Consider the following 24,898-nt stretch of genomic DNA (forward strand, 5'->3'; position numbering starts at 1 on the left):
GGTAGCGATTTGGAGGAGATAGCAGTGGAAACCGCAGCTGGATCGAACGGGTCGGCCAACAGCCAGACCGGGACGGCTCGGGTCAAGCGCGGCATGGCCGAGATGCTCAAGGGCGGCGTGATCATGGACGTCGTCACCCCCGAGCAGGCCCGCATCGCTGAGGGCGCAGGTGCCGTGGCCGTGATGGCGCTGGAGCGGGTGCCCGCCGACATCCGTGCACAGGGCGGGGTGTCGCGGATGAGCGACCCCGACATGATCGAGGGCATCATCTCCGCGGTCACGATCCCGGTGATGGCCAAGGCCCGCATCGGGCACTTCGTGGAGGCGCAAATTCTGCAGAGCCTCGGCGTGGATTACGTCGACGAGTCCGAGGTGCTCACCCCGGCCGACTACACCAACCACATCGACAAGTGGAAGTTCACTGTGCCGTTCGTGTGCGGTGCGACCAACCTGGGCGAGGCGCTGCGTCGCATCAGCGAGGGCGCGGCGATGATCCGCTCCAAGGGCGAGGCCGGCACGGGTGACGTGTCCAACGCGACCACACACATGCGCAAGATCGGCGGCGAGATCCGCCGCTTGACATCGCTGGCCGAAGACGAGTTGTACGTCGCGGCAAAGGAATTGCAGGCGCCCTACGAACTGGTCGTGGAAGTGGCGCGGGCAGGCAAGCTGCCGGTGACGATGTTCACCGCCGGCGGTATTGCCACACCCGCCGATGCGGCGATGATGATGCAGTTGGGCGCCGAGGGCGTGTTCGTCGGCTCGGGCATCTTCAAGTCCGGGGACCCCGCCGCGCGGGCCGCGGCCATTGTGAAGGCAACGACTTTCTACGACGACCCCGACGTGTTGGCCAAGGTGTCACGCGGGCTGGGGGAGGCCATGGTCGGCATCAACGTGGAGGACGTGCCAGCCCCGCATAGGCTTGCTGAACGGGGCTGGTAAACAACTCTGCATGGCGATCGAAGAGATCCTGAATCTCGAGCAGCTCGAGGTAAACATCTACCGCGGAAGTGTCTTCAGTCCGGAGTCGGGCTACTTTCAGCGGACCTTCGGTGGCCACGTGGCAGGACAGTCTCTGGTATCCGCGGTACGCACCGTCGACGAACGCTTCCAGGTGCACTCGCTGCACGGTTACTTCCTGCGGCCTGGAGATGCCAAGGCGCCGACGGTTTTTCTCGTCGAGCGCCTGCGTGACGGCGGCTCGTTCGTCACTCGGCGGGTGAACGCGATCCAGCACGGCGAGACCATCTTCTCGATGTCGGCGTCGTTTCAGACCGACCAGAGCGGTATCGAGCACCAGGACGCGATGCCGTTCGCGCCGCCGCCAGATGATCTGCCCGGCTTCATCTCCAAGGGCGGGGCATTCGACGACGCCGGCTTCGCCCAGTTCGCCGAATGGGATGTCCGCATCGTGCCGCGAGATCAGATGAAGCTGTTGCCGGGCAAAGCGTCGCAGCAGCAGGTGTGGTTCCGGCACCGCGATCCGCTGCCCGACGACTACGTGCTGCACATCTGCGCACTGGCGTACATGAGCGACCTGACGCTGCTGGGCTCCGCGCAGGTGAACCACGTCGAGGAACGTAAGCATTTGATGGTCGCGTCGCTGGACCACGCCATGTGGTTCATGCGGCCCTTTCGCGCCGACGAGTGGCTGCTCTATGACCAGTCGTCGCCGTCGTCGTCGGGTGGCCGGTCGTTGACCCAGGGCAAGATCTTCACGCAGACCGGTGAGATGGTGGCGGCGGTGATGCAGGAGGGTCTGACCCGCTACAAGCGTGACTACACGCCATGAGCGCGCCGCGCGTCGGTGTGCTCGCCTTGCAGGGCGACACCCGTGAACACCTGGCGGCGTTGCGTGAGGCGGGTGCCGATGCGACGACGGTGCGTCGTCTTGGAGAGCTCGAGGCCGTCGACGCGCTGGTGATCCCCGGCGGGGAATCCACCACGATGAGCCACCTGTTGCGCGAGTTCGAACTGCTCGAGCCACTGCGGGCGCGGCTGGCCGAAGGCATGCCCGCCTACGGCTCCTGTGCCGGGATGATTCTGCTGGCGACCGAGATTCTGGACGCGGGTGCCGAGGGGCGCGAGGCCGTCCCGCTCAAGGCCATCGATATGACTGTGCGGCGCAACGCTTTTGGTCGCCAAGTCGACTCGTTCGAGGGCGACTTTCCGTTCGAGGGGCTAGACGACCGCGTGCATGCGGTGTTCATTCGTGCGCCGTGGGTGGAACGCGTCGGCCCCGAAGTGCAGGTGCTGGGGCGGGCCGCGGATCACATCGTCGCGGTGCGGCAGGGTCGCATGCTCGCGACGGCATTTCATCCGGAGATGACGGGCGACCGTCGCATTCACAAGCTGTTCGTCGATATGCTCTAGCGAGTTATGGAATAATCGGTACGAAACGCGGCTTGGATACAGCATGACTACCGAACAGATCACCGCATTAGTAACCGGAGCGAACCGCGGATTGGGCAAGCGGTTCGCTGAACAGCTCGTCGAGCGCGGCGCCAAGGTATATGCCGCCGCCCGTCGGCCCGAGACGATCGACGTGCCGGGTGTGATTCCCGTGCAACTCGACATCACCGATCCAGAATCCGTCGCCCGCGCCGCTGAAGTGGCCGGCGACGTCAATGTATTGATCAACAATGCAGGCGTCTCGACCGGCGCATCACTGCTGACGGGGTCGCTGGATGATGTGCGGCTGGAGATGGAGACCCACTACTTCGGCACCCTCGCCGTGACCAGGGCGTTCGCTCCGATCATCGAAAGCAACGGCGGCGGATCGATCCTCAACGTGCTCTCGGTGTTGTCGTGGTTCCATGCGCCCGAATTGGGTGCGTACTCCGCGGCCAAGGCGGCGGGCTGGGCGATGACTGATGCACTGCGGCAGGAACTCGCGCCCCGCGGTGTCCATGTGGCTTCCCTGCACGTCGGATACATGGACACCGACATGGCCGCGCACGCTCCTGACGATCGGAAGGTCGACCCCTCTGCGGTCGCAAAGCAGGCGCTGGACGGCCTGTTCGCAGGCGAGCCGGAGATCCTCGCCGACGACCTGACGCGCGGCGTGAAGGCGCAACTGTCCGGGTCCTAGCGACTTGGGCACGGTTTTCCGCGCTCAACGCGTGAAGACGTGCACAAATCGCGCAAAGTAGGCCCATGACGATGATCGAGCTCGAGCCGCAGCCGCGTATCGACACGCTGGTGCGCCTGCCCGCCGGCGGCGAGGCCCGCAGGACCGAATACGTCGGCACGGTGTGGTTCGACGGCAAGCCGGTCGTGTCCGGGTTGACGCTGCAGCGGGCTCCCCACGCGCCGCGGGGTGTCCGGATGCCGAACTTCCAGACGGCGTTCTTCCTGCCCGACAGCCTTCGTTATGACAGGGCCGAACTCGGCGATGCGACGCTTTCGACCTCGGCGGTCTTGCAGGCGTCCGGCGAAAGGGCCGCGATCGTTCACGCCGCGGCCACGTTCACCGACGACCCGTCGGGGGCGCCGACCTGGATTCAGGTGCACGTCAGCGGCCACCTCGGCTGGCCTGCGGGCATCGGCTACCGGGTGGTGGCGCTGACGCCAACCGCCGCGGTTCGGTGAGGCATAAACCTCCACGTAGACTCGTTGATTGGACTTTGCATCGTTAGAAAGAGAGCAGTACCTGCATGAGCGGCCATTCCAAGTGGGCCACCACCAAGCACAAGAAGGCTGTGATCGACGCCCGTCGCGGCAAGAACTTCGCCCGCTTGATCAAGAACATCGAGGTGGCGGCGCGCGTCGGTGGCGGCGATCCCGGCGGCAACCCCACGCTGTACGACGCCATCCAGAAGGCCAAGAAGAACTCGGTGCCCAACGACAACATCGAGCGGGCCCGCAAGCGTGGCGCGGGCGAGGAAGCCGGCGGCGCCGACTACCAGAGCATCACTTATGAGGGTTACGGCCCCAATGGCGTCGCAGTGCTGATCGAGTGCCTGACCGACAACCGCAACCGCGCGGCAGGCGAGGTGCGCGTCGCGGTCACCCGCAACGGCGGCAACATGGCCGACCCAGGGTCTGTGTCCTACCTGTTCTCCCGCAAGGGTCTGGTGACGCTGGCCAAGGACGGCCTGACCGAGGACGACGTACTGACCGCAGTGCTCGAAGCCGGGGCAGAAGAAGTCAACGATCTCGACGACAGCTTCGAAATCATTTGCGAGCCAAGTGATCTCGTTGCCGTTCGCACCGCCTTGCAGGACGCGGGCATCGACTACGAGTCGGCGGAGGCCAGCTTCCAGCCGTCGGTCAGCGTGCCGGTGGACCTGGAAGGTGCCCGCAAGGTGGTCAAGCTGATCGATGCGCTCGAGGATCTCGACGACGTGCAGGACGTCTACACCAACGTCGACATTCCCGACGACGTCGCCGCCGCTCTCGACGAGGAGTAGCCCGGACCAGCATGTCGACAGCCGAGGTGGCCGCCAACAAGGCGCTGTTCAGGCGCTTTCATGAGGCAGCCAACACGTGCGACTTCGACTTCCTCGCGAGAACGATCGACGAAGTCGTCGCCCCGGATGCGGTGATCCGCACGCCGTTGCCGATAGACACGACCGGGGCCGCGGCGCTCAAGCAGATCTGGTCGATGCTGCTGCGCATCTATCCGGACATCCACCTCACCGTCGAGGACTTGATCGGCGAGGGCGACAAGGTCGTCGGCAGGACGACGGTGACCGGTACGCACCGAGGTGAATTCATGGGTGTCGCGCCGACCGGCAACACCGTCACCTACAACGAGATGTTCATGTTCCGCATCGCCGACGGCCGCGTCGTCGAGACCTGGGGCGTCGTCGACGTCTACGCGCAGATGAAACAGATCGGCGTCGTCTAGCTCAGGTCGCCCTGGCTTCGACCAGACTGAACGGCGATGCGGTTGGGACCGCCCGGGTCATCTCGAATCCCGCGTCTCGCAACAATTCTCGGTACTCGTCTGCGGTGCGTTCGCGCCCCGAATTGCCCACCAGCATCTCCAAATCCAGCCATTTCGTGGCGAATTCGCGGTCGTGTTGGGGTATCAGGGATTCGACCAACAGCAATTTCGAGTCCAGGGGCGCAGCGGCCCGCACGGTCTCGAGGATCTGCTTGGCTTTCTCATCCGACCAGTCGTGAATGATGTTCTTCAGCACGTACAGGTCACCGCCCTCGGGAACGGCCTCGAAGAATGACCCGCCGACGATGCGGACGCGGTCACTGACTCGCTGCTTGCGCAGCAGCGGTTCGGCGCCTGCGACCACATGCGGAAGGTCGAACAGGATGCCTTGCGCGGTCGGTGCCGCCGACAACATGCCGGCGAGCAGACGTCCGTGCCCGCCGGCCACATCGACGATGGTCCGGTGCTCGGCGAAGTCGTAGGCAGCGAGCACCGCCGTCAGGGCCAACTCGGTGAAGTTGGTCATCGCCTGGTTGAAGACTTCGCTCAATTCCGGATCGCTCATGGCCCAGTCGAACGCGGGCATTCCTCGCAGCTTCGGGACAACGGACTCACCGGTCCTGATGGCCTCGATGCAGTGGCTCCAGTGCTCACGGTCCTCCGGCGAGCCGACGAATCGGGCGAAGGCCGCCATCGAATCCGGAGTGTCCGATTGCAGCGTCTTCGCCAGCGGGGTCAGGTCGTAGCGGCCGTCGCGACGCTGGCGAAAGATGCCTCGGCCGATCAAGGCGCGCAGCATCCGGGCCAGGGCGTCCGGGTTTGCATCAACCTTGCGCGCCAGGTCGTCGATGTCCATCGGCTTCTCTGCGAGGACATCCGCAATGCCCAGTTCGGCAGTCACCGCGATCGCTTGGGACAGCCAGGTCGCCATGATCAGCTCGACCATCGCGGCGGGCGGCGGCACCAGGGATTGGTGAATTCGCAACAGGTGATGACGAGTCCGCTCGACTGCGCGGACCAACGGGACAGGCGGAACCTTCAGTGAAATACCCACATGGCCGAGTATCAGCCGATGAAGAGCAGCCGCAGCGAGTAGTTCGGTACTCGAATCACGCCGGGTGCAGGCTGACCGGCACACCGGAGTAGCGCGTCATCCCGGTGACCAGATCGATGTCGTCCTTGCTGGTGAGCACGTTGACGTTCGCCCCGACATGGCCGTGTGGGACCGAAACCGCACCGCGCCGAACAGAAGCGTCCACCCGCGCGACCCCGGTGAGCTCGCCGTGCTCGCTGCGCACGGTCAGCTTCTGATCGTCTGAAATCCCCGCCGCTGCAGCATCGTCGGGGTGCACGACGATCTCGGCGGTCTCGCCGAGGAACTCCAGCTGAGCGTTCAGCCGACGCAGTTGGCGGCGCGGCACGAGCACCAGCGGCGCGGGCTCGCGCAGCGCATTCAGCTGGTCGACGAGCACGCGGGGCGCCATCCGCCAACCGCCGAGCCGGTCGACGTGCCGATCCACCCACGCTGCGGGCAGTTCGCGGTCGGCCTCGGCCCATCCGTTGGCGACCAATTCGTCGTACGGCGCGCGTCCGCTCGAGCTCAGCTGCGCAAGCATCGCCTCGTCGCTGGCGTTGGGATCGGCGAGCTCGTGGCCGAGGCGCCGACCGATTTCCGCCAGCACCCACCACATCGAACGTCGTTCTGCCACAGGCGATACCAGCGCATCGGTGTGCTGCGCGGAAACGCGCGGGCACAGGAAGTCCCACAGCGTCACGTCGGGCCGCTCGAGCTGACCTTTGGTCGGAAGCACATGCGTCGACAACGCCGTCGTCTCGTTCGGCAGGATCTCGGTCGTTACCAGCACGTCGAGCTTTTCCAGCGCAGGGCGCAACGAGCACGCATTGGGGAACGCCGTGAGCATGCTGCCACCGAGGTTCAGAAATGCGCGGATGTTGCCCGCATCGATCTCGTCGGGCAGCGTGGCACACGGCCACTCCCGCAGAAACGCCTGCGTCTCGGGACGGCTGCGCGGTCCTGGACCGAAACGTCCTTCCGGCGGCGTGACCGGCAGTTCGAAACTCTCCAGTTGGTAGCCGAAGCCCGGATGAAACCAGATGCCGCCGGGGCGGTTCATCGAATCGGTGATGATCAACAGCACCCACGAAAGCCATTGCGTCACATTCGCACTCGGCGACATCGTGACACCCGTACCCGTGTCGACCGCAATGCGGCCTGCCTTCCGTATCGAGCTCAGCAGGCGCTCGAGGTCGGCTGCCGGCACGTCGGCGATCGCAGCCGCGTGGTGCACGGTGAACGGTTCAACCGCGGCTGCCAACGCGTCGACGTCCTGGGCCGGCGCCCTGACGCCGTCGCGCAGCACTTCGCGCACCAGATATGCGAGCACCGCGTAGTCGGTGCCGGGCCGCGGCGCGAGGTGGTGGGTCGCAAGCCGCGCGGTGTCGGTGTAGCGGGGGTCGACGACCCACACCTCGGCCTGCTTGGCGAGGTCGCGGATGACGCCGCGAGGATTCGGCATTCCGACGCTATGCCCATGGGAGACAACGGGATTGCTGCCGATGAACATCGCGAACGTGGCGTTGTCGTAGTCGGGCCGCGCGGCAAGCGCCGGTGTGCCGCCCATCAGGTCGGCCATCAACACCTTGGCGGTGCCGTCGATGGTCAACGGGCTGAACTTCGCCGGTGTGCCGATCGCGGCGTGCAACTGCTGCGCGACGCGGTAGCCGACCGCGTCCATGCCCACGCCGGTGCCGAAGTTGATCCCGACGGATTCGGGCCCGTGCGTCTCGATGGTGTCGCTCAGCTTGATGCCGATGTCGTCGAGGCACGCTTCCCATGTCGTGTCCTGCAGCGCGCCGGCGATCCGCATCTGGGGTCGCTCCAGCCGGTCAGGATGATGGTGAATCTGCGGCAGCGCACGGCCCTTCGGGCAGGTATACCCCTGCGAGAACGGGTTGTCGCGGTCGCCGTGCACCGCGACCACGCGGTCGCCATCGAGGTCGACGAGGATGCCGCACACCGACGTGCACACCCGACAGAAACTGCGGACCGTTCTCACGATCGGAGAACGTTACTCGCAGGCGGTGAGGAAAGCCCCGATTTCCTGCGCCGTCTGCTGCGGCTGGTCGAGCATGATCAAAACGTTCGCGTCGTCGATGTAGCGCAGCGTCCCGCCGGTCAGTTCGACCAGCCGCGTCGCGTGCTCATCCGGCATCACCGGGTTTCGACTCCACAGCACGAGCACGTCGCCGTCGAAGTCGGCCAGCCGGTTGGTGGCCCGGATCAGATCGGTCTTGTCGAACCTGGTGCGGCAGTACTTGACGAGATCGTGCCGGATCCGCCGGTCGGCCAATCCCGCCGCCATCCAGTGGTCGACAATGTCTTGGGGGACAGGCTTTTTCGCCATCTGGCCGAATATCAGCCACTGTCTCCGCAACCAGCCGACCTTGAGCTGCCGCATGGCCAGCGACACCGTCAGCGTGTTGCGACTGGCCAACCACGCCACCTTGCCGGGCAACCCCGGCGGGAAGTTGTCGAACGCTTCGGACGGACAGATCACCAGCCGCGCAATACGTTTGTCGCGGCCGGCATCGGTCAGAAAAAGCGGCCCGCCCCAGTCGCTGACAACCAGCGTGACGTCGGCGAGATCGAGTGCCTCGAGGAAGTCGCCGACGATTTCGACCATGCCGGGCAGCGTCAAATCCGCCTGCGCGCGCATCGGGATGCGATGGCCGCCCATCGGCAGAACCGGCAGCAGATAGCGGAAGCTGGCGGGCAGCAGGGGCAGCGCCGGGTTCCACTGCGCGTCGTTCATCAGCAGGCCGTGGAGCAGAACGACAGGTGGTCCGCTCGGGTCGCCTTCCTCGCGGTATTCGATGGTTCCGGCGGGAACGTCGACGGCTTTCATGACGACCTTTCGGCGGTAGAACGTTGATTCTAGAACGTATGCTCTAGTCTGTCGTCAGGAGGCGCAGATGGCAAGGTCCACCCGAGAATCGATCCTGACCGCCGCTGCCGAGCTGATGCGGCACAAGGGCTACGGCGCTGTGGGCATGAAAGACATCGCTCAGGCATCCGGCGCTCCGATCGGCTCCCTGTATCACCACTTCCGCGGCGGCAAGGTGCAGATCGCGCGCGAGGCGCTGATCAACGCGGGCCACGCCTACGCGCTGCTCATCCCGTCGATCGTCGACGCCCACACCGACCTCGGCGACGCGATCGACGCCGTGTTCACCCAGGCGGCCGAGGACATGGCAGGCACCGGATTCGCGAACATGTGTCCAGTCGCCAGCGTCGCCGCGGAAATTGCCGACACCGTGGAGGAACTCCGCGAAACCTCTGCGACCGTGTTCCAGGGCTGGGTGGACGGGGGCGGCGCATATTTCGCCTCGAGGGGGCTGGACGCAGCGCAGGCCCGCGACCTGACGCTCGCTCTGATCGGCGCGTTGGAAGGTGCCTTCGTCTTGGCCCGCACGCTTCGCAGCACCGAGCCGCTGTTGGCCGCGGGTCGCACCATGGCCCCGCAGTATCGCGGTGTCGGGTTGGCCGCCAAGATGTCCGCATGGCAGTAGTCCTCGACCCGCACGGCAGGGCCTGGTCGGTGCGCCGCGATTGGTGGCCGTTTCCCGGCGATTTGTTGGATTTCACCGACCTGTTCGAGATCGTGATCGGGCTGGTGTTCGTGGTGCTGTGGCCGTTCTGGTTGGTGACGAAATTCCTCGGTGCGCGCTGGGTCGTCGTGGTCGAGCGCGACGGTCACGAAGTGGGACGCGAGCTGGTGCGCGGTGGGGGCAGGGCAAAGGCGCGCGTCAACGAGATCGCGACGCAGATCGCCGGCGGCGACCGCTCCGGCAGCTACTCGATCTGAGGCGTGTCCCTGCGGATTTCCGTCGGCGAATCGCGCTACTGTCGAACAGATGTTCACAGGAGGCCTGACGTGCGGGTGATGGGGGTCGACCCAGGGTTGACCCGCTGCGGCCTGTCCGTCATCGAGGGTGGTCAGGGCCGCCAGGTCACTGCGTTGGACGTCGACGTGGTCCGGACTCCCTCCGAGGACCCGTTGCAGCTGCGGCTGCTCGCCATCAGCAACGCGGTCGAGTACTGGATGGACACCCATCGCCCTGACGTCATCGCGATCGAGCGGGTCTTCAGCCAGCAGAACGTCTCGACGGTGATGGGCACCGCGCAGGCCGGCGGTGTGATCGCACTGGCAGCCGCCAAACGCGGCATCGACGTGTACTTCCACACGCCGAGCGAGGTCAAGGCCGCGGTCACCGGCAACGGTAATGCGAACAAGGCGCAGGTCACTGCGATGGTCACGAAAATCCTTGCGCTGCAGGCGAAACCGACGCCAGCCGACGCTGCCGATGCGCTGGCGCTGGCGATCTGCCACTGCTGGCGCGCACCGATGATTGCCAGGATGGCCGCGGCGCACGCGTTGGCCGCCGAACAACAACGCAAGTACAAGGCGACATTGAAAGCTACGCAGGCAAAGGCAAAGGCGGCACGATGATCGCATCCGTTCGCGGCGAAGTCCTCGATATCGCACTCGACCACGTCGTCATCGAAGCGTGCGGGGTCGGCTACAAGGTGATGGCGACCCCGTCGACACTGGCGACGCTGCGCCGCGGCAGCGAGGCCAGGCTGATCACCGCAATGATCGTGCGTGAGGACTCGCAGACGCTGTACGGCTTCGCCGATGCCGATGCGCGTGACCTGTTCCTGACGCTGCTCGGGGTGTCCGGGGTGGGCCCGAAGATCGCGTTGGCCACGCTCGCCGTGTACGACGCACCGTCGCTGCGGCAGGCCCTTGCCGACGGCGACGTCACCGCGCTGACCCGGGTGCCCGGCATCGGCAAGCGCGGCGCCGAGCGCATGGTGCTCGAACTGCGCGACAAGATCGGCTCGGTGCACGCATCGGGCGCCATCGCCCTGAACGGTCACTCGGTGCGCGGCCCGGTCGTGGAAGCGCTTGTCGGACTTGGCTTTGCGCTCAAGCAGGCGGAGGAGGCCACCGACAAGGTGCTCGCCAACGAGCCCGAGGCGACCACGTCCAGCGCGCTGCGGTTGGCGCTGTCGATGCTGGGTAAGAAGTAATGGGTCGATTCGAGGACGACGACCCCGAGGACACTTCCGAGCGGGAGGTCTCGGCCGCGTTGACTGTCGGCGAGGGTGACATCGACGCCAGCCTGCGGCCGCGGTCGCTGGGAGAGTTCATCGGGCAACCGCGGGTTCGTGAGCAGTTGCAACTCGTCATCGAGGGCGCCAAAAACCGCGGCGGGACACCGGATCACATCCTGCTGTCCGGCCCTCCGGGGCTCGGCAAGACCTCGCTGGCGATGATCATCGCCGCCGAACTTGGCTCTTCACTGCGGGTCACCTCGGGTCCGGCGTTGGAGCGCGCCGGTGACCTGGCCGCGATGCTGTCCAATCTGGTCGAGCACGACGTGCTGTTCATCGACGAGATCCACCGCATCGCCCGGCCCGCCGAGGAGATGCTGTATCTGGCGATGGAGGACTTTCGCGTCGACGTGGTGGTTGGGAAGGGCCCTGGCGCAACGTCGATTCCGCTCGAGGTCGCGCCGTTCACGTTGGTCGGTGCCACCACTCGGTCCGGTGCGCTGACCGGACCGCTGCGTGACCGGTTCGGGTTCACCGCACACATGGACTTCTACGAGCCGGCCGAACTGGAGCGGGTCCTGTCTCGCTCGGCAGGCATCCTTGGCATCGAAGTCGGCGCCGAAGCGGGCGCCGAGATCGCCCGCCGGTCGCGGGGTACGCCTCGAATCGCCAACCGGCTGCTGCGGCGCGTTCGCGACTACGCCGAGGTGCGAGCCGACGGGGTGATCACCCGCGACATCGCGAAGATGGCGCTGGAGGTCTACGACGTCGACGAACTCGGCCTGGACCGGCTGGACCGCGCCGTATTGTCCGCGCTGACACGCAGTTTCGGCGGCGGGCCCGTCGGAGTGTCGACGCTGGCCGTCGCGGTCGGGGAGGAAGCGACCACCGTCGAGGAGGTGTGTGAGCCGTTCCTGGTGCGCGCCGGGATGATCGCCCGCACCCCGCGTGGACGCGTCGCCACCCGGCAGGCCTGGACACATCTGGGGATGACGCCGCCGAGCGGGGTCAACACCCTCGGTCAGTCCGGATTGTTCGACTAGGAGGGCCAAATGATCTACGCCGGTTTGATTTTCGCGGGTCTCGCGGCCTTGCTTCATGTCTACATCTGGGTGATGGAATCGCTGACCTGGACGTCGGCGCGCACCCGCGCGACGTTCGGCATCACCGAGGAAGAGGCGGTGGCCACCAAGGAACTCGCCTTCAATCAGGGTTTCTACAACCTGTTCCTGGCGATCGTCACCGCGGTGGGGGTGATTGGCGTGATCGCCGGCCACCAACCGGTGGGAGCGGCATTGGTGTTCGCGGGTGTCGGGTCGATGCTCGCCGCAGCGGTGGTGCTGTTGACGTCATCACCGGATAAGGCACGCGCGGCCGTTACGCAAGGAGTCTTTCCGCTTATTGCCGTCGTGCTTCTGGTGGTCGGGTTGTTGGTCTAGCTGCCCGCGCGAGTGTGCGATCCCATACGCTCACCACGGCGTGTCGAGTATGGAACCGCACACTCGACTGCTCTACAGCAGGCCGAGCAACTGCAGATCGGTGATGTACTTGACGATGACATCCCGCGTCACGTGCGGAATGTCTTTGTCCGGACCGATTTTGGCGTCCTGCACTGCCGCGCGGAACCGGTTGGTCGGAGCGATCGACCCGCGAATCGGGGTCTCCGGCCGCTGGTAGTTGTGCAGCAGCGGAAGCAGGGAGGCCTGCCGCTGCCGCTCGGGTAGCGCACGGACCGCGGTGTCGAAGCGCTGCAGCCAGCCGGCGTAGTCACCGACACGCTCGACCGGGAACCCGGCTTCGATCAGCCAGTCGACGTACTCGTCGAGCCCGATGCCGTCGTCGTACGGGTTCATCACGTGATAGGTCTCGAACCCGTCAACAACCCGCGAGCCCAGCGTGGAGATCGCCTCGGCGATGAATTCGACTGGCAGCCCGTCATAGTGGGCCCGCTGCCGATTGCCGTCGGCATCGAGTTCGTAGAACGAGTCGGGCGCGATCCCTGTGGCGACCAGGCTGAGCATCAACCGGGTGAACATGTCGGGCAGGTTGAGCTGACCGGCATAGGTGGTGTCGGCGAGGATCATGTCGCAGCGGAACACCGAGACCGGCAGGCCGCACAGGTCGTGCGCCTCGCGCAGCAGCACCTCGCCGGCCCACTTGCTGTTGCCGTAGCCATTGGCGTAGGTGTCGTCGACCTTGCGGGTCGCGCTGTAGACGCGAACGTCGCCGTCTTCGGTGAACTGGCCGGCCTCGACGCCCGCGCCCACCGCGATCGTCGATACATAGACGAACGGCTTCTGCTTGGTGGTCAGCGCGATCCGGATCAGCTCCGCGGTGCCCAGCGCATTCGGTCCGAACAGCTGGCTGTAGGGCAGCACATGGTTTACCAACGCCGCCGGGTCGACGATCAGGTCGACCGTGTCGGCCAGTCGCTGCCAGGTCTGCTGATCCAACCCGAGGTTGGCCTCGCCCTTGTCACCGGCGATGACCTCGAGATGGTCGGCCGCCAATTCGCTGTAGTGACGCAGCAATTCGGGGTCACCGCTGTCGAATGTCTTGTCAAGGCGTTCGCGGGCGGTGGCGTCATCCTTTGCACGCACCAACGCGATGACCTTGCCGTCGACCATGTCCATCCGCTCGAGCCATTCCAAAGCCAGATAGCGGCCGAGGAAGCCGGTCGCGCCCGTCAAAAGAACGGTGCGCACCTCTGAACTCGGACCCGGTAGCGACGGAGCCGCTGCAAGGGTCTTCGCGTCGATGAACTTGTCCAACGTCAGATCACTGGCGTGCACCTCGGTAGCGTCGCGGCCGTGCACCGACGCGAACGTCGGTCGCTTGCTGCCCGGCTGCCGCTCACCCTCGATGTAGGCCGCCAGCGCAGCGAGGTCACTGGCCGGGCTGACGATGACGCCGACGGGCACGTCGATCTCGAAGATCTCATGCAGCAGGTTGGCGAAGGTCAACGCGGACAGCGAATCTCCGCCCAGATCGGTGAAATGGGCATCGGGCTGCAGTTCGCTTGCCGTTGCACCCAGCAGCGCACCCGCGGCGCGGCTGATGGTCTCGAGCACCGCCCGATCGGCGCCGTGCTGGCGCAACTCCCGCAGCTCGTTGGCCTGACTGTCGGCCAGGTCGGTGTAGAGCTGTTCGAGCCGATCGCCGTAGAACTCCTTGAGCTTCGGCCGCGCGAGCTTGCGGATACCGGTCAGCAGACCGTTCTCCAGCGTGAAAGGTGTTGTCTCGATGAGGAAGTCACGGGGGATCTCGTAGGACTGCAGTCCCGTGGACTTCGCGACATCTTGCAGCGATTCGGTAATCCGCTGCTTCAGCTCGGCTTGCGGCCACCGCGAAAGTGCTTCCTGGGTCGGGACGATGACCGCCAGCAGATACGAGCGAGCGCTGTTGCCGTACACGAAGATCTGCCGGATCAGCGGGCTGTCGACGAACACCGCCTCCAGCTTGGCGACGGTGACGAACTCGCCCTGCGACAGCTTCAGCACGTTGTTGCGGCGATCGAGATACTGGAGCTGGTCTGGTCCCAGTTCGGCCACGACGTCGCCGGTGCGGTAGTAGCCGTCGGCGTCGAACACGTCGGCGGTGATCTCGGGCCGCTTGTAATAACCTGGGAACATGGTCTCGGACTTCACCAGCAGCTCACCGCGCGGGTAGGGGCGGTCCGTGCTGAAGTAGCCGAGGTCGGGGACGTCGACCAGTTTGTAGTCGATGACGGGCGGGCGTTGAACCTGGCCGTCTACGAACACCGCGCCGGCCTCGGTGGAGCCGTAGCCGTCGGTCAAGTGGATGTCGAGCAGCGACTCGACGAACGTCCGCATTTCCGACGAAATCGGAGCTGAGCCCGTCATCGCCGAGATGAACCGTCCGCCAAGGAGATTCTGGCGAAGGTCGGCGAGCACGTCGGCCTCCACCGCCCATCGGTCGGCACCGTCGGCGGATCGACGGTCGACCTCGCTCTGGAACTCACTGAACACCATGTCCCAGATCCGCGGCACGAAGCTCAGCTGAGTGGGGCGCACCAGAGCCAAGTCCTCGAAGAACGTCGAAAGATCACTTCTGGCAACGAAATAGGCGGTGCCGCCAGCGCCGAGCGTTGCGTACAGGATGCCGCGGCCCATCATGTGGCTCATCGGCATGAAGTTCAGCGTGATCGACGGCGTGGCGCCTTCGTTGCCCCACATCGCCATGCTGGAGCGCCGCCACGAGTTCTTGACCGCCTTGGCCAGGTACATCGCGCCCTTCGGCGTGCCCGTGCTGCCCGACGTATAGATGAGCAGCGCCAGGTTGTCGTCGCCTGCGTCGAAGGCAGGGGAAGCCGGCAGTTCGTTGCCGCGAGCCAGCACCTCGGCCAAAGTTTCTACAACAACCGGGGTTTCGGCGAGCCGCGCGGTTGCGGCGGCCAGCGCGTCGCGGTGGTCGTCGACCTCGTGGTGGTAGTCGAACACGACGAGCCGCTCGGGAAGGTGACCGGTCAGCATGAGTTCGACCGCGTCGTCGAGGAAATCGACACTCGACAGGATGGCAACCGGCTCGGTCTCTGCGGCGATCGGCCGCAACTGTGTGACGGGTGCGCTGGTCTGAAGGGGAACGGAAACCGCGCCGGCGCGTAGCAGCGCCATGTCGACAGTGGTGTAGTCGATGCTGGTGAACCCGAGGATCGCGACGCGGTCTCCGGGCTGTATCGGGTTCTGCGCCAATGCGGTCGCGACCGCGTTCACCCGGTCCGACAACTCGCGGTAGGTGATTGTGTCGAAGCGGGGGAGCAGTTCGGCGGAGGTCCGGCCCGTGGTCGGGTCGGTGACGAATTCGACGGCGCGCTGTCCCAACGCGGGCCGGTCGGCATAGCCGTCGATGACGGTCTGGATGATCTGCGGCAGGCTCAGCTCGGAGGATTCGATCGCGTGCGCGACGGCCTCGCTAGGTCGGGCGTCGGCGAACTGCTGGTCAGTGGCATACAAATCGGTGATGCGGCGCGCAAGCCGCTGTTCACGGGTAACAGTCGACATCAAAGGTCCTCAGCAAATCGCAGGAATTGTTGGCGCGACGTTGCGCCTAATCAAAAGTACGTTAGCGAAGCTAAGTTTATTCCGCTGTTGGCTGTCAGTTCGCTGTGAACGCTGTGACGGCTGTCACCGGCGCGGCACGCGGTTACGTGGGCGTCACAGCGGGTACCCGAGCGTCGACCCGAGGAGGCAACGATGACTGACACACGCGTTGACGCGCGCGGCGGCAGGCTGCAGATGCCCCGCAGCCGCGGCGCAATGAGCGGATTCCTTTTGATCTTGTTGGGCGCTTGGGGCGCTCTGATCCCGTTTGTCGGACCGTATTTCGACTTCGCCTTCACGCCGGATCAGGAGTGGTTCTGGACGACGGCGCGAGGCTGGCTCGAGGTTCTGCCCGGCGCCGCGACGGCGCTCGGCGGACTGCTGCTACTGATGTCGCGCAACCGCGCGACCGCGATGTTCGGCGGCTGGCTGACGGTTCTCGCCGGCGCATGGTTCGTCGTTGGCCGCGCGCTGGCCGGCCCGTTGGGCATCGGTGATATCGGTGCTCCGGTAGCAGACACTGAAACAAAGCGGGTGTGGCTTGAGCTGACGTACTTCTATGGACTGGGCGCGCTGATCGTGTTCTTCGGTGCTGTCGCGTTGGGTCGGCTGTCGGTGCGCAGCGCGCGCGACATCGCCTACGCGCAACGCCCCGTCGCCGCAGCGGCGACGCCGCAGCCGGCTCCTTCCGAAGAGGTGACGGAGATTCAACCGACCGGCACCACGACGGCAGACCGGCCGCGCCGCAGCTGGCGCGACATGTTCGCCGGTGGCAGCGGCCATAGGCCGGCGCACCGCTAGCCCCTCCACAACGGAATTCCCGGTCGCTACCTTCCCCCAGCTAGCGGCCGGGAATTCCGCTTCTGCGTGCTGCCTCCTGTGCGAGTTGAACGCGGGAGGCGAGCCCGAGCTTGTTGTAGACGTGCCGCAGGTGTGACTGCACGGTTCGCGGTGAGACGAAAAGCCTTGTGGCGATGTCCTTGTTGGGTAGCCCCTCGCCGACGAGTCGCACGACGTCGTGTTCGGTCGGCGTGAGTGAGTCCCATCCGCTCGAGGGCCGCTTGCGTTCGCCGCGGCCGCGAAGCGCGTAGGCGATGGCTTCATCTGTCGACAAGGTAGCGCCCTCGGCCCATGCGGTATCGAAGTCTGTGTCGCCCATTGCGTTTCGCAGCGCGGTCAACAGCGCCTGGTGATCGGCGTCGAATACCTTTAGTCGAACCACGCCCAAGCGCTCGCGCAGCGCTTCTGCCGCGCCGAGGAGGCGTGCCCCGTCACGGTAATCCTCGTGACGATAAACCGACTTCGCGAGACACTCGAACATGTCGGAGACGAGCAGTCGCCCTTCGGTTCGGGCAACGATGGATAGGGCTTCGTAGGCATCGCACGCCGCCTGCTCCGGCCGACCGGTCGCTATGTGAACCTGAGCACGTGCTGTTAGCGCCCAAGCACGGAACCAGCCTTTCGTTTCGGCAACGGCCTCCTCGGCCCATCGATCAGCGTCCACTAACTGGTTGCAGGCCAACGCAACTTGGCTTAGCCAGACTGCGTTCATGCTCTCGGCGGGTGGATTCATGCTGCGCTGTTTGGCGGCCTGAGCCGCTTCCCAGGCTGCCGCCACATCGGCGTCGCTTAAATACGCCATCGCCACCGCCGAATAGGCGCCGTTGTCGAACAATCCCGCAAGGTCGGCGCCGGCCTCTAAGAGGTTGGCCGCTGATGCACGGGCGCCTTCGGCGTCACCGGAGTGCGTTAATGCGTAAGTCTGGAACATTAGGCCGATCATGGTGGACATGACGTCGTGCGCGGCAGCCGCATCCGCGATGTAATCGGGTAGTACAGCAAGCGTTGCGGCGAGGTCACCGCGGCAGATACCTAAATTCAGAAGGACCCACTGGCACTGTCGCGAGTTGAAGCGGTCGCCGATCGCATCAGCCAACTCCCGCCCTTCCGTCGCGATTGGTGCCAGTGAGTTGAGGTCACCAGCCATGAACGCGCCATATGCTCGTCGGCTGAACAGTTGACTGAGTCGATATGAATCACCAACTGCGCGAGCGAGATCGATCGCCTCCAAGAAGTACGGTTCGGCTCGGTCCGGGTCGTGTGCGGCGCTGAAGGCGCATGCGGTGAGCGCCCGAATCAAAAGAGCAGGATCGTTGACTGTGCGCACGACGGCGAGCGCATTTTCGGCGTGCTCTAAGTTGCCCGTCACATCCACCCACGAACCTAAGATTGCTTTGTCGGCAACCGATCGCGCGCGTACGAGCGGCGGAGCCTCTGGCAACGACGTCAAGGTGGCGTCAAGCCAAGCCAGTCCCTCCAGGACTCGACCGCGCGCAAGCCAAAGCGGCTGCAAGGAAGTTGCGAGCCCGACTGCCATTTCGACGTCGGCGGTTTCGATGCTCCAAACGAATGCTGCACGGAGATTGTCGATTTCATTGTCGGCCTGCTCGATGAGGCGCCCGTAGTCGTTTTGTCCTGGTGCGTCAAGTCGCGCCGCCACGGCAGCGTAGTGGTCCCGGTGCCGTGCCCGGATTTCGTCCGCTTCAGCGGATTCGCCCAACTTCTCGAGAGCGTATTGGCGAACCGTTTCCAATAATCGATATCGAGTGGAGCCGCCAGCGCTTTCGGCGATGACGAGCGACTTGTCAACGAGGAGGCTCAATTGGTCGAGAACCTGGAAACGCTCGATGTCAGCTTCGGACACTGCTTCGGCGGCGTCCAAGTCAAACCCGCCCATGAACACCGAGATACGACGAAAGAGTGTTCGTTCTGGCTGACTAAGTAGGGCATGTGACCAGTCCACCGATGCGCGCAGCGTCTGTTGACGCCGGACCGCGGTACGAGAACCACCGGTCAGCAGTCGAAACCGGTCATGCAGGCTGGCCAAGATTTCGTCGAGCGAGAGTGCGCGCACGCGTGCCGCCGCCAATTCGATTGCCAGTGGCATGCCATCAAGGCGGCGACAGATCTCCATTACCGTTCCGGTGATCTCGGGGTTAACGGTGAATTCAGGTCGGGCTCGGCGTGCTCGATCGCTGAACAACTCGATCGCCTCATCAGCGACCGATAGCGATGGCACACCCCAGTTCACTTCGCCCGGTACCAAAAGCGGTTCGCGGCTGGTTGCCATGACGGTCACTCGTGTGCATGCGGCCAACATCTCACTTGCTAACGCCGCAACCGCTTCCAGTAGGTGTTCGCAGTTATCGAGCACGATCAGCATGTGACGGTCGCGTACGTACCGTAGCAGTACGTCTGTGATGGAACGTCCTGACAAGTCCGGCAACCCCAATGCGCGGGAGACCGTCACCGGCACCACGTCTGGATGGTTGATCGGCGCCAGGTCGACGTACCAGACGCCGTCAGGGAACTCGTGCGCCATCTGGCCGGCGAGTTCGATCGCCAAGCGAGTCTTACCCGCGCCTCCCGCGCCCGTGAGCGTTACGAGACGGTTCTCGGTGAGAATGGCGCGGAGGTCGTCCATTTGTGGACCGCGGCCGACAAAGCTGGTTAGTTGCCGTGGAAGATGCTGCGCGGCATCAACATTCACTGCTCTAAGTGGTGGAAAATCATTGCGCAGGTCGGGATGACAGAGTTGCGCGACGCGCACTGGGCGAGGCAAATCTTTAAGCGGGTGACGACCGAGGTCGGTGAGCCATGCCTGTTCTGGCATCCGATCCTCAACGAGCTCCTCAGTGGCTGCCGACAATACGGTCTGGCCGCCGTGCGCCAGGTCTCGCAGGCGGGCTGTCCTGTTGATCGTCGACCCTGCGTAGTTACCTTCGTCGCGCAACTGCACTTCACCGGTGTGCACGCCGATTCGCAGCTTGATGGGTGCCAGATCTGCCCGTTGCAGATCCAGCGCACAGGCCACGGCATCGCTGGCCCGCGTGAAGGCCGCCACGAAACTGTCGCCCTCGCCCTGCTCGACCGGCCGAACACCGCCGTGCTCGGCGATCAACTTCGAAGCGGTTTGATTCAGCTGCCCGATTGCGGCGGTCATCGCCGACGGCTGCGACTCCCACAGCTGCGTGGAGCCTTCGACGTCGGCGAGCAGCAGCGTCACCGTTCCGGTCGGCAGCAGGTCCGTCACATCGAGGTCGCTCCAGTCAGTTTCGCTCACGCTAGACACGATGCGATCCCGGGCCCCGGGAAACATCCGCCCTATGGCGCATTTTTCACCGTGGTGAGGCGCCGAGGCGCATGTTTCGCACACAGGCCGCGATATCGCAGGTGAATCTGCGCCCCTGCTTCACACATAACTCCGCCCAACGGCGGATGGTGCGGCCCTCGACGAATCGAATAGTCGGAGGCATGAGCGACCATCAAGCCACCAGCAACCACTCACTGCGGGTCCATCGAGGACCAGTTGTACGCATGCGTCGACGTGATTGCCATCCGCTGCGGCAAGCCGGGTTCAGACCTGCTGTCGGAGTTGATTGCGATGGGTGTCGACGGAGAAGACCTCACTGTCGACGAGTTGCGCGCCGTGGTCGCGGCCTTGGTGTCCCGAGCCCGCTAGCCGCGCGAGTCCTGCGGGTCCAGCGCGTCGAGCAGACGCTGCATCGTCCGGCACATGTGCTCAAAATCATTGGCGCCCACTAGCTTTGACCACCGCTGCTCGATGTCGGCCACCCGGATGCCCGCCGCCAGCATCGCATCACGCCCACGCTTGGTCAGGTCGATGAGCTTGGCACGCCCGTCAGCAGGATCCGGCCGACGAGTCAAGTACCCGATGGTTTCCAGGTCATTGACCAATTCGGACGTGGCCGCCAGGCTCAGCTGTGCACGGTCCGCGAGTTCGGTGAGCCGTACCCCGCCCATTCGCACATTGCCAAAGATCTGCATGTGCGGGTCGCGGATGTCGCCGAAGCCCGCCTCCGCCCGCGGCGCGGCCAGATCGTGGCGGAACTCCCTCAGCAGTCTCGCCAGCAGCTGGCCCACCGCCTGCCGGTCTATTGACTCCGCCATGGGCGATGAGGATACTACGGTTACCGAAGTTTCGGTTTCCGAAGCAAATGGGGGATTGATGATCACGCCGAGCCCGAATTTCGAAAGCACGGACCTGGGCCGACTCCACGTGCGACGCACCGGCACCGGACCGCCGGTGGTCCTGTTCCACAGCCTCTTCGTCGATTCGAACTCGTGGGGTCCGCTGGTCTACGCCCTTGCAAGCGACCGCACGGTCTACACCATCGATGCGCCATCGCACGGCAAGAGCGAAGCCGTCGACCGTGACTTCGCCTTCGACGAACTTGTCGCCGCAGCCCAGCAAGCCCTCGACCGCCTCGGCCTCACCGAACCCGTCGACTGGGTGGGCAACGCCCTCGGCGGCCATATCGGTATTCATCTGGCAGCGGCCGAGCACTCGCGACTGCGGACCTTGACTACCATCGGCACCCCAGTGCAAGCGTTCACGCTGGGGGAGAAGATCACCAAGGGCTGGCCGCTGGTTCAGATGTATCGCTTTACCGGTCCAATCGGATTGCTGGTCAAGCTGTTGTCCGATTCGCTTCTGGGTACGGAAGCCCTTGCGGCCCAGCCGGATCGGGCGGCGACGGTGATGGCGGCCTTCTCCGAGGCTGACCGCCGCGGGATGCTTCACGCCATGCGGTCGACGATGTTGCGTCGCAGCGGAGTCGAAGAGCTGTTGCCGCACATCAGCATTCCCACATTGGTGATGTCCGCGCGCGACGACGTCATGGGCTGGCGTCCGGACGAGGCGCGCCATACGTGCGCCAAGATCCCGGACTGCCGCGTCGAAGCAGTAGCAGGCGGCGGCCACGTGGCGCCACTTCTGCTGGAGCCAGACCGGATTGCCCGGCTGCTCACCGATTTCTGGCGAGCGGCGAAACCTACCCCGTGTACGCCATGACGTGCTTGATCCGCGTGTAGTCCTCGAACCCGTAGGCTGAAAGATCCTTGCCATGGCCAGAGGATTTGAAGCCGCCGTGCGGCATCTCGGCCACCAACGGGATGTGTGTATTGATCCACACACATCCGAAGTCCAATGCGGCCGAAACGCGTAGCGCCCGACCGATATCGCGCGTCCACACCGACGACGCCAGCCCGTATTCGGTCCCGTTGGCCCACCCGATCGCCTCGTCCTCATCGGAGAACGACTGCACTGTGATCACCGGCCCGAAGATCTCCTGCTGGATCAGGCGGTCGTCTTGGCGAAGGCCGCCGATGACCGTCGGCTCCACGTAGAAACCCTTGCTGCCCTGGCGCTGTCCGCCGACCGCGATCTTCGCGTGTGACGGCACGTCGCCCAGGAACGAGAGGACTCGCTCCAGCTGGGTGGCGTTGTTCACCGGCGGCACCCACGCGTCCTCGTCGTCGGTCGGCTTGCCGTACGTCGTGGTCGCCCCTCGAGCCTGCTCTGCGAGTGCATCGGTCAGATCGGACGCCACCGAGGCCCGCGCCAACACCCGCGTCGCCGCCGTACAGTCCTGTCCTGCGTTGAAATAGCCCGCTGTCGCGATTCCCTCTGCGGCCGAGGCGATGTCGCTGTCGTCGAACACAATGACCGGCGCCTTGCCGCCCAACTCCAGGTGCGTGCGCTTCAGGTGGCCACCGGCGCTGACCGCCACCGCACGCCCCGCGGCCACCGAACCGGTGATCGACACCATCTCGGGAGTCGGATGCGCCACTACCGCTGCGCCCGTTTTGCGGTCGCCGCAAACGACATTCAGCACACCGGCCGGGAAGTGCCGCGCCGCGATCTCGGCCAGCATCACAGTCGTCACCGGCGTGGTGTCGCTTGGCTTGATGACCACGGTGTTGCCCGCCGCCACCGCCGGGACGAACTTCCAGATCGCCATCATCATCGGGTAATTCCACGGCGCCACCTGGCCGACGACGCCGACGGGCTCACGGCGGATCCACGATGTGTGGTTCTCCATGTACTCGCCGGCCGACTTGCCTTCCAACATCCTTGCCGCACCGGCGAAGAACCGAATCTGGTCGACCATCGGAGGGATCTCCTCGGCCATCGTGACGTGGTTGGGCTTACCCGTATTGCGGCCCTCGGCTTCGACGAGCGCCTGCGCGTTCTTCTCGACATCGTCGGCGAAATCCAGCAGCGCCTTCTGACGGTGAGATGGGGTGGTGCGTTTCCAGTCGGCGAACGCCTTCGAAGCTGCGGCATACGCATTGTCGATGTCGGCCTCGTTGGAGACGGGCGCCGTGGCGTACTCTTCGCCGGTGGTCGGGTCGACGAGCGCCATCGTCGCGCCGCTGACGGAGTCGACGAGTTCGCCTGCGATGAAATTCTGAACCTTGGTCATTTCAACTCCTGGTTTAGAGGTCGGCCAGGACGAGAGCGAGAACGTCGAGGCCTTCGATCAGAAGCTCGTCGCTGATGGTCAGCGGCGGCAGGAAGCGCAAGACATTGCCAAATGTGCCGCAGGACAACACGATTACGCCCGCGGTGTGACACCCGACGCACAGCTTCATGGTCAGCTCGGCGTCGGGCTCGAGCGTCCCTGGCTTGACCAACTCCATCGCGATCATCGCGCCCCGGCCCCGGACGTCGCCAATGCGATCGTTCTGCGCCTGCAACCGCCCGAGTCGGTCCTTCATCAAGACCTCGATCTGGCGAGCACGCTCGACCAGGCCGTCGGACTCGATCGTTTCGATGGTGGCCAACGCCGCGGCGCAGGCGACCGGGTTGCCGCCGTACGTCCCGCCCAGCCCGCTGACATGTGGAGCGTCCATGATGTCCGCGCGTCCGGTGACCGCCGAGAGCGGCAGGCCGTCGGCGATGCCTTTCGCCGTGCAGATCAGGTCGGGCTCGATGCCTTCGTGTTCGCACGCGAACATCGCGCCCGTTCTGGCGAATCCGGTCTGCACCTCGTCGGCGATGAACACCACGTTGTTGGCACGGCACCAATCCAGCAGCGCAGGCAGGAAACCGTCTGCGGGAACGATGAACCCGCCCTCACCCTGAATGGGTTCGATGATCACGGCGGCCAGGTTGTCCGCGCCGACCTGCTTCTCGATGACGCCGATGGCGCGCTTGGCGGCCAGTTCGCCATCGGTGGCGAGTTCCTTACCGAATTCGGCGTCGCGGAACGGGTACGACAGCGGGGCACGGTAGATCTCGGGTGCGAACGGGCCGAAGCCGTGCTTGTAGGGCATCGACTTCGCGGTCAGCGCCATCGTCAGATTGGTTCTGCCGTGATAGGCGTGGTCGAACGATACGACTGCCTGCTTGCGCGTGTACGTCCTGGCGATCTTGATTGCGTTCTCGACGGCTTCGGACCCGGAGTTGAACAAGGCCGACCGTTTGTCACCGCTGCCCGGGGTGAGCCGGTTGAGCTGCTCGGCCACCTCGACGTAGGCCTCGTACGGCGTAATCATGAAGCAGGTGTGGGTGAACTTCGCGACCTGTTCGGCCACCGCCGCGACCACGCGCGGCGACGAGTTGCCGATCGTCGTCACGGCGATGCCGGAGCCCAGGTCGATCAGCCGGTTGCCGTCGACGTCTTCGACGATGCCGCCGAACGCCCGGGCGGCGTAGACCGGCATGGTGTTTCCGATTCCGCGTGACACCGCGGCGCTCTTGCGGTCGATCAGCTCTTGTGACCGCGGCCCGGGAATCGCCGTTCCGAGGTAGCGGCTTTGCTCGAGAGTGCTCAATGGAGGCTCCTGATTTCGGTGGGTTTCCGCCGCGCACGCGAGGAGCGCAACTACCAGCTCGCGCTGCGAACCGAGCCTAGTCTCTTGACGCGCCGATCCGTCGAAAACCGCGGCAGCTCATGCCGGAACCATCGGCAACATCCGGCCAATGCAACGGATTTCGTT

General features: G+C 65.0%; 23 protein-coding genes. 15 read left to right on the forward strand and 8 right to left on the reverse strand.

Going from position 1 to position 24,898, the window contains the following annotated elements; all coding sequences use genetic code 11:
- Window positions 1–24 precede the first annotated feature (24 nt).
- The 7 genes from pdxS (at window position 25) to J3E61_RS22955 (ending at window position 4,852) form a co-directional block, all read left to right on the forward strand.
- On the forward strand, window positions 25–942 hold the full coding sequence (gene pdxS / locus J3E61_RS22925; RefSeq protein WP_192720806.1) for a pyridoxal 5'-phosphate synthase lyase subunit PdxS: 918 nt from the start codon (window positions 25–27) through the stop codon (window positions 940–942).
- Window positions 943–952: 10 nt separating this feature from the next.
- A complete protein-coding gene (gene tesB, locus J3E61_RS22930; RefSeq protein ID WP_192720805.1) occupies window positions 953–1,792 on the forward strand; it encodes an acyl-CoA thioesterase II in 840 nt (279 codons plus the stop codon).
- Entirely contained in the window at window positions 1,789–2,373 is a 585-nt protein-coding gene (gene pdxT / locus J3E61_RS22935) for a pyridoxal 5'-phosphate synthase glutaminase subunit PdxT (RefSeq protein WP_210085096.1), read from the forward strand. The genes tesB and pdxT overlap by 4 nt, the downstream gene beginning before the upstream one ends.
- Before the next feature lie 43 nt (window positions 2,374–2,416).
- Entirely contained in the window at window positions 2,417–3,091 is a 675-nt protein-coding gene (locus J3E61_RS22940; RefSeq protein ID WP_192720803.1) for an SDR family oxidoreductase, read from the forward strand.
- Window positions 3,092–3,156: 65 nt separating this feature from the next.
- On the forward strand, window positions 3,157–3,591 hold the full coding sequence (locus J3E61_RS22945) for a hypothetical protein (RefSeq protein ID WP_210085097.1): 435 nt from the start codon (window positions 3,157–3,159) through the stop codon (window positions 3,589–3,591).
- 65 nt (window positions 3,592–3,656) lie between these two features.
- Window positions 3,657–4,412 carry a YebC/PmpR family DNA-binding transcriptional regulator gene (locus J3E61_RS22950; protein ID WP_192720801.1) on the forward strand — a complete coding sequence of 252 codons (756 nt, stop codon included), beginning with the start codon at window positions 3,657–3,659 and terminating at the stop codon, window positions 4,410–4,412.
- Between the two features lie 11 nt (window positions 4,413–4,423).
- A complete protein-coding gene (locus tag J3E61_RS22955) occupies window positions 4,424–4,852 on the forward strand; it encodes an ester cyclase (RefSeq protein WP_210085098.1) in 429 nt (142 codons plus the stop codon).
- Between the two features lies 1 nt (window position 4,853).
- Here J3E61_RS22955 and J3E61_RS22960 read toward each other — a convergent pair whose 3' ends face one another.
- From J3E61_RS22960 to J3E61_RS22970, 3 genes are read right to left on the reverse strand one after another with little or no spacing between them, the layout of a single operon-like run.
- A complete protein-coding gene (locus J3E61_RS22960; protein ID WP_210085099.1) occupies window positions 4,854–5,945 on the reverse strand; it encodes a hydroxyneurosporene methyltransferase in 1,092 nt (363 codons plus the stop codon).
- A gap of 55 nt (window positions 5,946–6,000) precedes the next feature.
- Entirely contained in the window at window positions 6,001–7,968 is a 1,968-nt protein-coding gene (locus J3E61_RS22965; protein ID WP_210085100.1) for a molybdopterin-dependent oxidoreductase, read from the reverse strand.
- 12 nt (window positions 7,969–7,980) lie between these two features.
- A complete protein-coding gene (locus J3E61_RS22970; protein ID WP_210085101.1) occupies window positions 7,981–8,817 on the reverse strand; it encodes an alpha/beta hydrolase in 837 nt (278 codons plus the stop codon).
- Between the two features lie 67 nt (window positions 8,818–8,884).
- Between J3E61_RS22970 and J3E61_RS22975 the strand changes: the two genes are divergently transcribed.
- The 6 genes from J3E61_RS22975 to J3E61_RS23000 all read left to right on the forward strand — a co-directional run bounded on the left by J3E61_RS22975 (window position 8,885) and on the right by J3E61_RS23000 (window position 12,469).
- Window positions 8,885–9,481 (forward strand): TetR/AcrR family transcriptional regulator, encoded by a 597-nt coding sequence (locus J3E61_RS22975; RefSeq protein WP_210085102.1) that lies wholly within the window; start codon window positions 8,885–8,887, stop codon window positions 9,479–9,481.
- A complete protein-coding gene (locus J3E61_RS22980) occupies window positions 9,472–9,777 on the forward strand; it encodes a hypothetical protein (protein ID WP_192720795.1) in 306 nt (101 codons plus the stop codon). Before J3E61_RS22975 ends, J3E61_RS22980 begins: the two co-directional genes overlap by 10 nt.
- A 69-nt stretch (window positions 9,778–9,846) precedes the next feature.
- Window positions 9,847–10,422: a crossover junction endodeoxyribonuclease RuvC gene (gene ruvC, locus J3E61_RS22985; RefSeq protein ID WP_210085103.1), complete on the forward strand. Its 576-nt coding sequence runs from the start codon at window positions 9,847–9,849 to the stop codon at window positions 10,420–10,422.
- On the forward strand, window positions 10,419–11,006 hold the full coding sequence (ruvA, locus tag J3E61_RS22990) for a Holliday junction branch migration protein RuvA (protein WP_210085104.1): 588 nt from the start codon (window positions 10,419–10,421) through the stop codon (window positions 11,004–11,006). The genes ruvC and ruvA overlap by 4 nt, the downstream gene beginning before the upstream one ends.
- The gene (ruvB, locus tag J3E61_RS22995) at window positions 11,006–12,073 is read left to right on the forward strand and encodes a Holliday junction branch migration DNA helicase RuvB (RefSeq protein ID WP_210085105.1); all 1,068 of its coding nucleotides are present in this window, start codon (window positions 11,006–11,008) and stop codon (window positions 12,071–12,073) included. The genes ruvA and ruvB overlap by 1 nt, the downstream gene beginning before the upstream one ends.
- Window positions 12,074–12,082: 9 nt before the next feature.
- On the forward strand, window positions 12,083–12,469 hold the full coding sequence (locus J3E61_RS23000) for a DUF1304 domain-containing protein (RefSeq protein ID WP_210085106.1): 387 nt from the start codon (window positions 12,083–12,085) through the stop codon (window positions 12,467–12,469).
- Window positions 12,470–12,541: 72 nt separating this feature from the next.
- Here J3E61_RS23000 and J3E61_RS23005 read toward each other — a convergent pair whose 3' ends face one another.
- Complete coding sequence (locus J3E61_RS23005; protein ID WP_210085107.1) at window positions 12,542–16,051, reverse strand: carboxylic acid reductase; 3,510 nt, start codon at window positions 16,049–16,051, stop codon at window positions 12,542–12,544.
- 192 nt (window positions 16,052–16,243) lie between these two features.
- Here J3E61_RS23005 and J3E61_RS23010 point away from each other — a divergent pair, with 192 nt between their 5' ends.
- Window positions 16,244–16,891, forward strand: a complete 648-nt coding sequence (locus J3E61_RS23010) for a hypothetical protein (RefSeq protein ID WP_192720789.1) — start codon at window positions 16,244–16,246, stop codon at window positions 16,889–16,891.
- 40 nt (window positions 16,892–16,931) lie between these two features.
- Here J3E61_RS23010 and J3E61_RS23015 read toward each other — a convergent pair whose 3' ends face one another.
- Complete coding sequence (locus tag J3E61_RS23015) at window positions 16,932–20,249, reverse strand: LuxR family transcriptional regulator (RefSeq protein ID WP_210085108.1); 3,318 nt, start codon at window positions 20,247–20,249, stop codon at window positions 16,932–16,934.
- Between the two features lie 359 nt (window positions 20,250–20,608).
- On the reverse strand, window positions 20,609–21,061 hold the full coding sequence (locus J3E61_RS23020; RefSeq protein WP_210085109.1) for a MarR family transcriptional regulator: 453 nt from the start codon (window positions 21,059–21,061) through the stop codon (window positions 20,609–20,611).
- Window positions 21,062–21,119: 58 nt separating this feature from the next.
- Here J3E61_RS23020 and J3E61_RS23025 point away from each other — a divergent pair, with 58 nt between their 5' ends.
- Window positions 21,120–21,965, forward strand: a complete 846-nt coding sequence (locus J3E61_RS23025; protein ID WP_210085110.1) for an alpha/beta fold hydrolase — start codon at window positions 21,120–21,122, stop codon at window positions 21,963–21,965.
- Here the strand turns inward: J3E61_RS23025 and J3E61_RS23030 are convergent.
- Together J3E61_RS23030 and gabT are read right to left on the reverse strand one after the other, a co-directional pair.
- Entirely contained in the window at window positions 21,946–23,379 is a 1,434-nt protein-coding gene (locus J3E61_RS23030) for a gamma-aminobutyraldehyde dehydrogenase (RefSeq protein WP_210085111.1), read from the reverse strand. The two genes, J3E61_RS23025 and J3E61_RS23030, sit on opposite strands and share 20 nt — an antisense overlap.
- A gap of 13 nt (window positions 23,380–23,392) precedes the next feature.
- Entirely contained in the window at window positions 23,393–24,733 is a 1,341-nt protein-coding gene (gene gabT / locus J3E61_RS23035; RefSeq protein ID WP_210085112.1) for a 4-aminobutyrate--2-oxoglutarate transaminase, read from the reverse strand.
- Window positions 24,734–24,898: the final 165 nt, after the last annotated feature.

The organism is Mycobacterium sp. OAE908 (genome assembly GCF_017872775.1).
Lineage (GTDB): Bacteria > Actinomycetota > Actinomycetes > Mycobacteriales > Mycobacteriaceae > Mycobacterium.